General features: G+C 46.9%; 8 protein-coding genes. 7 read left to right on the top strand and 1 reads right to left on the bottom strand.

The annotated features are described in order from the left end of the window. Positions 1-177: 177 nt before the first annotated feature. Entirely contained in the window at positions 178-1,347 is a 1,170-nt protein-coding gene (locus tag DXA36_RS31150; RefSeq protein ID WP_118683267.1) for a cation diffusion facilitator family transporter, read from the bottom strand. A gap of 268 nt (positions 1,348-1,615) precedes the next feature. Here DXA36_RS31150 and gpmI point away from each other — a divergent pair, with 268 nt between their 5' ends. The 7 genes from gpmI (at position 1,616) to DXA36_RS31115 (ending at position 10,628) form a co-directional block, all read left to right on the top strand. Further along, the gene (gene gpmI, locus DXA36_RS31145) at positions 1,616-3,157 is read left to right on the top strand and encodes a 2,3-bisphosphoglycerate-independent phosphoglycerate mutase (RefSeq protein ID WP_118683265.1); all 1,542 of its coding nucleotides are present in this window, start codon (positions 1,616-1,618) and stop codon (positions 3,155-3,157) included. A gap of 181 nt (positions 3,158-3,338) precedes the next feature. Beyond that, a complete protein-coding gene (locus DXA36_RS31140) occupies positions 3,339-3,722 on the top strand; it encodes a GntR family transcriptional regulator (RefSeq protein ID WP_118683263.1) in 384 nt (127 codons plus the stop codon). Further along, complete coding sequence (locus tag DXA36_RS31135) at positions 3,715-4,620, top strand: ABC transporter ATP-binding protein (RefSeq protein WP_118683261.1); 906 nt, start codon at positions 3,715-3,717, stop codon at positions 4,618-4,620. The genes DXA36_RS31140 and DXA36_RS31135 overlap by 8 nt, the downstream gene beginning before the upstream one ends. Next, a complete protein-coding gene (locus tag DXA36_RS31130) occupies positions 4,592-6,781 on the top strand; it encodes a DUF6449 domain-containing protein (RefSeq protein ID WP_118683259.1) in 2,190 nt (729 codons plus the stop codon). The genes DXA36_RS31135 and DXA36_RS31130 overlap by 29 nt, the downstream gene beginning before the upstream one ends. An 83-nt stretch (positions 6,782-6,864) precedes the next feature. Then, positions 6,865-8,169: a phosphopyruvate hydratase gene (eno, locus tag DXA36_RS31125; protein WP_118683273.1), complete on the top strand. Its 1,305-nt coding sequence runs from the start codon at positions 6,865-6,867 to the stop codon at positions 8,167-8,169. A 454-nt stretch (positions 8,170-8,623) separates the two neighbouring features. Next, positions 8,624-9,535 (top strand): ABC transporter permease, encoded by a 912-nt coding sequence (locus DXA36_RS31120; protein WP_118683271.1) that lies wholly within the window; start codon positions 8,624-8,626, stop codon positions 9,533-9,535. A gap of 13 nt (positions 9,536-9,548) precedes the next feature. Next, a complete protein-coding gene (locus DXA36_RS31115) occupies positions 9,549-10,628 on the top strand; it encodes an ABC transporter permease (RefSeq protein ID WP_118683257.1) in 1,080 nt (359 codons plus the stop codon). The last annotated feature ends 4 nt before the right edge of the window (positions 10,629-10,632 follow it).

The raw sequence follows: 10,632 nt of genomic DNA, 5'->3' as shown, positions 1-10,632 counted from the left end.
TCCAGGGGACGCTTCCGCTCGGATAATCACGCAGCGGTACTAAGGCTGCAAAGCACGCAGCCTAAGGACCGGCGTGCTTATAACGCCCCTTGCAGGAATCCTTGCAGGGCAGCAGGACGCACAGGGAAGCAGGGCCGGGGGATGCCAAACTTTTTTATCTGCACCCTTTAAAATAACTCAGGCCGTATAGTCCCTGTCCAGGTTAATAACGGCATAATAAGCGGTGTCCAGGCCGCGGATTTTATCCTCCATTATGCGGGTGATTTCCGAATCACTGTGATGGAAATGGAAGGGCACCAGTATATCAAAAATGATATTTGTGTGGGTAGGGCCTTTTACGATGCGGAAATCATGCAGGTTCAGGGCCGGATCAAGCTCATGGAGATACGCGGTGATCGTTTCCTTCAGTTCCTGTGTCTGTTCGTCGTCATTCATGATAGGATCCATATGGATGACGGCTTCACAATGCAGCTCCCGGTTCAATTCCCGTTCGATGTTATCAATGGCGTCATGCAGATGAAGCATATCGCCGGCGGCGGGAACCTCTGCATGCAGGGATATCATAACACGGCCCGGGCCGTAGTCATGTACGATCAGATCGTGGATACCCAGTACCTGGGGGTGGCTGAGGACGATGGATTCAATCCGCTGGACAAATTCCTTTTGGGGAGGCTGGCCAAGCAGGGGGCTGATAGTGTCTTTGGCGGCGCCGAAGCCGGCATAGAGAATAAAAAGGCCGACCAGGAGGCCGCACCAGCCGTCGACGGGAAGGCCGCAAAATTTGCCTGTCAGGGTGGCGGCAAGCACTACGGCAGTGGAAAGCATGTCACTGAAGCTGTCCGTTGCAGTCGCCAGCATCGCAGTGCTGTCGATTTTTTTTCCGGTGGTGCGGTTGTACAGGTACATATATAATTTTACGCCAATGGATACCAGCAGGATTACAATAACCAGTAAGGTACATTCCGTTTTCTCCGGATGGAGGATTTTGGTAAAGGAAGACTTTATAAGCTCAAATCCCATAAGCAGAATCAAAAGAGAAACCAGCAGCCCGGTCAGGTATTCGATTCTTCCATGGCCGAAGGGATGCTCCGTATCCGGTTTCTGGCCGGCCATTTTAAAGCCTATCAGGGTGATGAGGGAGGAACCGGCGTCGGAAAGGTTATTAAAGGCATCGGCGGTAATAGCGATGGAATTACTGATGAGGCCGGCCAGAAATTTGCCTGCAAATAACAGGACATTGAAGCCTATGCCAATCGCTCCGCACAGGATGCCGTAAGCCTGTCTGACGGCAGGTTGATCGGTCTTTTCATAATCCTTAATAAATATTCGGGCAAACAGCTGCACCATGTAATTTCCTCCTATGTATCGATATTCCATATATAAATAGAACGGATAAAGAGAAAACCTTATCCGGTATTCCCCATTTTACCATTTTTTCTGAAAAATACAATCCCAAGCAACATTTATTTCCGAGAGCAAAAACGTATTGCGCCTTTTGGGGAAAACGTGTATAATTTCAAAGGAATGAGCCGGAAGTCTGCAGGCGCCGGCCTTATTATAACAGTCATCTGGATGTAGCATTTACATTTTTATATGGTAGAAAAAGGAGAAAAAGATGAGCAAGAAACCAGTAGTATTAATGATTCTTGACGGCTATGGCCTGAACGACAAAAAAGAAGGAAACGCTGTTGCTGAAGCCAAAACACCTGTTATGGACAAGCTTATGGCAGAATATCCTTTTGTAAAGGGAAATGCCAGCGGGATGGCGGTAGGACTTCCCGACGGGCAGATGGGCAACTCCGAGGTGGGACATCTGAATATGGGTGCCGGCCGGATTGTATATCAGGAGCTGACCAGAATCACAAAAGAAATCCAGGACGGAACTTTTTATGAGAATCCGGCCCTGCTGGATGCGGTTGCAAACTGCAAAAAGAATGATTCCGCCCTCCATATGTACGGCCTTGTGTCTGACGGCGGTGTTCACAGCCATATTACCCATATTTACGGTCTGCTGGAACTGGCAAAGAGGAACGGCCTTACAAAGGTTTATGTACACTGCTTCCTGGATGGCCGCGATACGCCTCCTTCCAGCGGCAAGGGTTATGTGGAGCAGCTGGAAGCGAAGATGAAAGAGATCGGTGTCGGCGAAATAGCATCCGTAATGGGCCGTTATTATGCCATGGACAGAGATAATAATTATGACCGTGTGAAGCTGGCATATGATGCGCTGACCAAAGGGGAGGGACTTACTGCTGTGAACGGCCCCGAAGGGATCCAGGCTTCTTATGACAGAAATGAAACCGATGAATTTGTAAAGCCTACCGTTGTCGTAAGAAACGGCGCTCCGCTGGCAACGGTTCAGGATAAAGATTCGATAATATTCTTTAATTTCCGTCCCGACCGTGCAAGAGAAATTACCCATGCGTTCTGTGATGACGATTTCAATGGCTTTGCGAGGGAAAAGAGACTGGATACCACTTATATCTGCTTTACAGAATATGATCCCACGATACCCAACAAGGAAGTGGCGTTCCACAAGGTAGAGATAACCAATACCTTCGGCGAATGGCTGGCTGCTAACAACATGACACAGGCCAGGATCGCAGAAACGGAAAAATATGCCCATGTAACCTTTTTCTTTAACGGCGGTGTGGAGACTCCCAACAAGGGAGAGGACAGAATCCTTGTGAATTCCCCCAAGGTCGCAACTTATGATCTGAAGCCGGAAATGAGTGCTTATGAGGTATGCGGCAAACTGGTAGAGGCGATTACATCCGATAAATACGATGTGATTATTATTAACTTCGCCAACCCGGATATGGTCGGACATACCGGCGTGGAAGGAGCGGCTGTCAAAGCGGTGGAAGCGGTGGATGAATGCGTCGGAAAAGCGGTGGAAGCCCTGAAGAGTGTGGACGGGGTAATGTTTATCTGTGCGGATCACGGCAATGCGGAGCAGCTGGTGGATTATGTGACAGGAGCGCCTTTTACCGCGCATACGACTAATCAGGTGCCTTTCATCCTGGTGAACTATGACCCTGCTTATACCCTGAAAGAGGGCGGCTGCCTGGCAGATATTATCCCGACCCTGATCCAGGTTATGGGAAAGGAACAGCCGGCGGAAATGACCGGAAAATCACTGTTGATTAAAAAATAAGCAAGCTGTTTTCATACTTTATTATAAAAAAAGGGAATCTTTTCTGAAATAATGGAAAGATTCCCTTTTTTTGTAACAATTCTGTAACAACTTATTGCTATAATTGTCCAAATATGGTACATTAAGTGTACCAGTATAATTAGTACACTTGATACAGCATTTTCATGCAGAAAGGAGTCCTATGATTATACTTGATTATAAGGATGCCAGGCCAATTTATGAACAGGTGGTGGACAAGTTCCAGAAGCTCATCCTCACAGGTGCCCTGGAACCGAATACCAAGATGCCATCGGTCAGGAGCCTTGCGGTAGAGCTTTCCATTAATCCCAATACCATACAGCGCGCTTATACGGAACTGGAAAGAGAAGGCTTTATATATACGGTGAAAGGAAGGGGAAACTTTGTCGCCTATGATGAAAGCCTTCTTCGCTACCGCAAAAATGAGATATACACAAAATTGGAGGAGATTGTCAGGGAGGCCGGGGAAATCGGGATGAACCGGCAGGAACTGGCGGAATATCTGTGGGGAAAGGTGACAGCTGGGGAGGATTTTTGCTATGATTGAGATAAAGGATGTATCCAAGCATTTCGGCAAAACCAGGGCGGTGGATCATGTAAGTTTTTCTGTAAAAGAGGAAAATGTATTTGGGCTGATAGGGACAAACGGAGCCGGCAAAAGTACGATGCTGCGTATGCTTGCCGGAGTGCTCAAGCCGGATGCGGGCCTGGTGCTTATTGACGGAATGCAGGTATATGATAATGTAAATGCAAAGAAAACGTTCTTTTTTATCGGGGATGAACCTTATTTCTTCTCCAATGCGACACCGCGGGATATGGAGAAATATTTAAGCAGTGTTTTTTCGGGATTCAGCAGAGAGTCATACTATCTGTATCTGGCAAATTTCGGACTGGACAGCAGACGTAAGATCAACACGTTTTCAAAGGGGATGAAAAAACAGCTGGCCCTTATCTGCGGCATCTGTTCCGGCGCAAAATATCTGTTCTGCGATGAAACCTTTGACGGGCTGGATCCGGTTATGAGACAGGGGATCAAAAGTATTTTCGCCCAGGAAATGGAGAGAAGGGGACTGACCCCCATCATTGCCTCCCATAACCTGCGTGAGCTGGAGGATATCTGCGACCATGTGGGGCTTCTTCACCATGGCGGGGTGCTTCTTTCCAAGGAACTGGAAGAAATGAAATGCAATATACAGAAAGTGCAGTGTGTTTTCACATCGGAGGAAGATGCCGAAAAACTGCTCACGCTCCTGGATATTGTGAAAAAAGAAAAGCGGGGATCTCTGTATACATTGACTGTAAGAGGGAACAGAGATGAAATCCTGGCGCAGTTTGCGGCAGCGGAGACCTATTTTTATGAAGTCCTGCCGCTGTCTCTGGAAGAGATTTTTATCAGTGAAACGGAGGTGACGGGTTATGATATCAAAAAACTCCTTTTGGGTTAGGTGCAGAGAAAATCTGAAAAGGCGGGGCTGGACAGTCCTTCTGTGTATGCTTGCCATGTTCCTGATACTGCCGGTATGCCAGGCCATGGCCGTTTCCGTGGATCGGAAAGAGGTGGAAAAAGGACTGGTTCATTATATGGGCAGGTTTGACGGCCCCGGATGGGTGGCCAATAATTTCCTGAATGCAATATCCTTTGACCGGGTTCTTCTTATCACAACGGCGGCTTTTGCCGTGCTGCTGGCCATCCAGGGCTTTTCCTGGCTGTACAGCCGCAAAAAAACGGATATGTACATGAGCATGCCCGTTTCTTCGGTAAAAAGATATATTACGATTTATCTGAACGGAATCGGTATTTACGGGGTATGCTATTTCTGTTCCCTTCTGCTTGTTTTTGCTGTGGGGGGCGTGCTGGGAGCACTTACCGTAAAAACAGTACTGTTCGGACTGGGAGCCTTTTTGTGTAATATGCTTTTTTTCACAGCGGTCTATAATATATCCCTCGTTGCGGTAATGCTGACGGGAAATGTTTTGGTTACCCTGTTGGGCTGCGGTGTTTTTTTTCTGTATGAATATATGATACGTTTTCTTGTCGATGGAATGATGAGCGCTTTCTTCCGTACGTATTGTTCCATTGGAGATGTGGGAGTTATGTCATGGACTTCTCCGTTTTTTACATATATGGCAGGGATAGAGAATATGTCAGCCTATTTATGGGGAGGCGGGAGACGTTATGTGGGAAGCTTTCTGGAAAATCTGGCATGGATTGCCCTTCAGTCTCTTGTCTACGGAATCGCCGCCTATCTTCTGTATCGGAAAAGAAAAGCGGAAGCGGCCGGGACGGCAATGGCCTTTGCTAAAAGCAAAAGCATTATCAAACTGCTGCTTATGACACCGGTCACTCTGCTGGCCGGGCTGTGGTTCAGGGGACTGTCCGGAGACAGCGTTTTTTTCACGATATTGGGAATGCTCATCGGTCTTTTCCTGTGCCATGGTCTGATACAGATTATTTATGAATTTGATATCCGTTCCGTCCTGCTGAAAAAATGGCATCTGCTGGCAGCGGGAGCGGCAGCAGCGGTACTATTCTCCTTTGCTTATTTCGATTTTACCGGTTATGACACCTATATTCCGGCGTCGGAAGATATCGCCAGTGTAGCATTTACCTTCAGACAGGATATCTATGGTTTCTCCAGTTACGAACAGCTGTTTGATAAAAATATTTATTACAGCAGCCAGGAAGAGTATATGCTGGAACATATGGCCTCTGAAAATACAGAAACCATTGAAGCGATCAGGAATCTGGCGGCCAGAGATCACGAAATGGCTTATGAACTGAATACCTATGATAACCGTTACACCATCGTTTATCTGAAATACAATCTGAATAACGGCCGCTCCCTATGCAGGGCGGCTGCCGTGGAGCTGGAAGAATCTATAGAGGATATGGATACGATTTTTGCCGACAGGTCTTTCCAGTATAGCCGGTATCAGATAAATGACCCTCTGGTCATGGAGAACGCGGACAGTCTGGAGGCGGTTTACAGCAATGGGCTGGAAGAGGTATCCTACCTGGGGGATATGGAGAAGCTTTTGAAGGTTCTGAGTGAGGATTTGGACGATTACAGCTGCAGCATGATGCTGAACCAGCTTCCGGCAGGCAGTCTGCGCATCGGCTATCATGTGGAAGGGGAACCGGAGGACATCTATTATAGCTGGACCTATCCGGTATACACGGAATTTGAGGATACCATAGCCCTTCTGAAGGAACAGGATGCCTACATGGAACTCGCCGGAGGAGGAAGCTTTGTGCAGCCCGAACAGCTGGTGAGCGTGAGCGTAACCTGCTATAACCTGAAGGAAAGTGATATCATTTATTCCCCGGACGGCGGACGTTCCGTAAGCTACAGCAATGAACAGACCGTTACGGAAACCTTTACAGATGAAAAGGATATCGAAAAAATCGTTCCTGCTTTATATCCCCGTACTCTTCTGGATATTTCCGGGGCCAATATAACCGGAAAGCTGCAGGATGATAATTATGATATCAGCCTTACTTTTAAGCCGGGAGTTAGCCTTCCCTCCGCCAATATAGGATTTGTCCCGATTATGGAGCTTATGCCTGCGTTTGTAATAGAAAAAACTACAGCAAAAACAGAATAATCAGGTTAAAAATACCTTTTTCGGAAAATACTATGAAAGATAGTACAGGCTGTCAGGGACAGGCAGCAGAAAGCGAGGAAGGTATGCACTTATATTTGGAAATTACGGATGTTCATGCGAGAGAAATTCTGGACTCCAGAGGAAATCCTACGGTAGAAACAGAAGTGACGCTGGAAAATGCGGTCACCGGCAGAGCGGCAGTTCCCTCCGGAGCTTCCACCGGACAATTTGAAGCGGTGGAGCTGCGGGACGGAGAGGTCAGATATTTTGGGCTTGGCGTGCAGAAAGCGGTCAAAAACGTGAATACGAAGCTGAAAGCGGCGCTGATGGGCAAGAATGCCCTTTGCCAGCTGGAAGTGGATCGGATATTAATGGATGCGGATGGTACGGATAATAAGAGTAATCTGGGGGCGAATGCCACGCTGGGTGTTTCCATGGCGGTGGCAAAAGCGGCGGCAAAGGCTCTGGAAATTCCCCTGTACCAGTACATGGGCGGTATCCATGCAAGACAGCTTCCGGTACCTATGATGAATATCCTTAACGGCGGAAAGCATGCGGATAATACGGTGGATCTGCAGGAATTTATGATTATGCCGGTCCAGGCGGAATCCTTTGGTGACGGACTGCGCATCTGCGCGGAAATCTATCATAATCTGAAAAAGATCTGCAAGGAAAAGGGCCTTTCCACAGCGGTGGGGGATGAAGGCGGATTTGCTCCCGATCTGGGAAGCTCCTCCGATGTGCTCCGGCTGATTGTGGAAGCGGTGAAGGCGAGCGGCTATACGCCCGGACAGGATATTAAGATCGCCATTGATGCGGCGGCCAGCGAGCTGTATGATGAAAAATCCAAGCGCTATTATTTCCCGGGCGAAAGCAAAATGAGCGGCCAGGAAGTGTACAGGGATTCCCAGGCAATGGTGGATTACTATGAAGAACTCATCCGTGAGTTCCCTATCCTTTCCATCGAAGACGGACTTTTTGAGGATGACTGGGATGGTTGGAAAGAGCTTACTGCCAGGCTGGGAGACAAGGTACAGCTGGTGGGGGATGATTTGTTCGTTACGAATACCAAAAGACTGGATGCGGGTATTAAGCTGGGAGTAGCGAATGCAATACTGATTAAAGTAAATCAGATCGGAACGCTTTCCGAAGCCTTCGAAGCGATCAGCATGGCTCAGAAAAACGGATACAAAACCATTATTTCCCATCGTTCCGGTGAAACGGAGGATACCACGATAGCGGATATTGCCGTGGCTGTTAATGCAGGACAGATTAAAACCGGTGCACCCTGCCGTACCGACCGCGTGGCGAAATACAATCAGCTTCTTAGGATCGAAGAAGAACTGGGATGTGCGGCCTGCTATAAAGAACCTTTTAATAAAATATAACAAATAATCTATATCATATAATAATAGAAGAAAAAAGAGGAGTCCGGCATATCGAACCGGACTTCTTTTTGTTATATAAAATTTTGTGTTTGTCCGGCCCGTTACTGTTAAAAATTTATGGAAAATCTTGTTTTAAAACTGAAAAATCTTGCATCGGTGATTGGATTGTGGTATATTTGTAAAGCTGGTATGATAAGATCTGTGCAGAAGTTAGACAGATAAAGTAATGACAGCACTAAGCATCATGGGGAACCATGGGCTATCGCAGACATAAGACGGCTGGTTCGCCAGGCGTCATTGTTTAGTACCTGAATGTCCGCAGGAGAATCATACATGTATTTCTGTGAAGGACAACGGGACAAAAAGTCTATTTTCTTTAACAGCCATTGCTGTCGCCGGACCCTATTACGCAGTACGAACAATGGCCAGTACAAACAGAAAAGGAGTGTTTCAGTTGACAAAATACGTTGTAAAGAGAATCCTTCTCGCAATAGTGACTATTTTGATTGTCTGCGGCATCACATTCTTCGCCATGAATGCGATACCCGGCGGACCATTCGACGGAGAGAAGGCAGTATCGGCGGAGGTAAAAGCCGCATTGGAGAAAAGGTACAATCTGGATAAACCGGTACCTGAACAGTTTGTGATTTACATGAAAAATCTTCTTCACGGTGATTTTGGTATATCCACCAAAACAGGCCGTGATATCAAAACGCTGATCTTCGAGTCCTTCCATGTTTCAGCCAGGCTTGGCGGTATGGCGATTCTGGTAGCACTTGCTTTTGGTCTGGTGTTCGGCAGCCTGGCGGCTTTGACCAGGAATAAGCTCCCGGACCGTTTGATCATATTCTTTTCCACCTTATTTACATCGCTGCCCAGCTTTGTGTTTGCCACATTGCTGCTGCTGGTATTCTGCGTGCAGCTGAAATGGATACCTGTATGGGATGCAAACCATCAGAATTATGTGCTGCCGGTCATAGCCCTGGCGGCTTATCCGATGGCTTATATTACACGTCTGACCAAGACCAGTATGCTGGATGTTATGGGGCAGGACTATGTCCGTACGGCAAGAGCCAAGGGTGTTGCGCGCTGGAAAGTTATTTTTAAGCATACGCTCAGGAATGCCCTGATTCCTGTCATTACCTATGTGGGACCGATGACGGCTTCTATTCTGACCGGTTCTTTGGTTGTGGAGAAGATTTTTACTATCGGCGGACTTGGCGCCAAATTTGTGGACGGCATTACGAACCGCGATTATCCTATGATTATGGGGACGACTATTTTCCTTGCGGTTCTGATGGTTACCATGAATCTTTTGACGGATATTGTTTACAAACTTGTAGACCCTCGTATTAAACTTGATTAGGAGGAGGCCAGTAATGGATAAAGTTAAAAATATAGATGAAATGCCTAAAAAGTCTCCTTTGAGCTTACAGATAGATCTAAAGAAATTTGAAAAGGCTACAGAGGAAGAGAAGAAGCAGCAGGATGTCATGAGTGAATCTGTTTCCTTCTTCCGGGACGGTATGCGTAAATTAATGAAGAATCCGCTTGCGGTGGGAAGTATCATCGTACTTATCCTGATCATCGCAATGATTTTTATTGTTCCCCATGTGGTTCCGTATTCCTATTCCCAGATTATTACGGTAAATGGAAAACGTGATAAGACAGCTTCCAATATGAAACCGTTTGAGTATTCCGAAAAAGAACAGGCTTTTATAGCTGAGGGCGGAAAAGTATTCCCCCATATTATGGGAACGGATGAAATGGGCCGTGACTATTTTGTACGTGTCATATACGGCACCAGGGTTTCCCTTACGGTGGGTGTGTTTGCCGCAATTATCGTATTGATTATCGGTGTTTTATACGGCAGTGTCTCCGGCTATTTCGGCGGGAAAACCGACCTTATTATGATGCGTATCGTAGATATTATTTATTCCCTTCCGGATATGCTGATGGTAGTTCTTTTGTCTGTTGTGCTGAGGGAAGTTCTTAACATCGAACAATTTCCGGCGCTGCAGAAAGTGGGAACGAATATGATATCGCTGTTTATTGTATTCGGGCTTCTGTACTGGACAGGTATGGCCAGGCTGGTAAGAGGGCAGATCCTGACAATCAAGCAGAACGAATATGTTCTGGCTGCCAAAGTCAGCGGCGCGAAGTCCGGAAGAATTATACGTAAGCATATTCTGCCCAACTGTATCAGTGTAATTATTATTTCAGCTGCTTTGCAGATTCCCTCCGCTATCTTTACGGAGTCCTTCCTGAGCTTTATCGGACTTGGTGTTCAGGCGCCCATGCCTTCACTTGGTTCCCTTGCAAATGCGGCAAGAGCGGGTATCAGTGTTTATCCTTATAAACTGATCTTCCCTTCGCTGTTGATCTGTCTGATTACGCTGGCATTCAATCTGCTTGGCGATGGTCTCAGAGATGCATTTGATCCGAAATTAAGGAGGTAATAAT

It is taken from the genome of Eisenbergiella sp. OF01-20, assembly GCF_003478085.1.
Classification (GTDB): domain Bacteria; phylum Bacillota; class Clostridia; order Lachnospirales; family Lachnospiraceae; genus Eisenbergiella.
This window is presented reverse-complemented; position numbering and strand designations above follow the sequence as displayed.

Excerpts from the sequence above, each read along its gene's own strand:
- DXA36_RS31150 (WP_118683267.1), bottom strand. The coding sequence starts at position 1,347 with ATGGTGCAGCTGTTTGCCCGAATATTTATTAAGGATTATGAAAAGACC.
- gpmI (WP_118683265.1), top strand. The coding sequence starts at position 1,616 with ATGAGCAAGAAACCAGTAGTATTAATGATTCTTGACGGCTATGGCCTG.
- DXA36_RS31140 (WP_118683263.1), top strand. The coding sequence starts at position 3,339 with ATGATTATACTTGATTATAAGGATGCCAGGCCAATTTATGAACAGGTG.
- DXA36_RS31135 (WP_118683261.1), top strand. The coding sequence starts at position 3,715 with ATGATTGAGATAAAGGATGTATCCAAGCATTTCGGCAAAACCAGGGCG.
- DXA36_RS31130 (WP_118683259.1), top strand. The coding sequence starts at position 4,592 with ATGATATCAAAAAACTCCTTTTGGGTTAGGTGCAGAGAAAATCTGAAA.
- eno (WP_118683273.1), top strand. The coding sequence starts at position 6,865 with ATGCACTTATATTTGGAAATTACGGATGTTCATGCGAGAGAAATTCTG.
- DXA36_RS31115 (WP_118683257.1), top strand. The coding sequence starts at position 9,549 with ATGGATAAAGTTAAAAATATAGATGAAATGCCTAAAAAGTCTCCTTTG.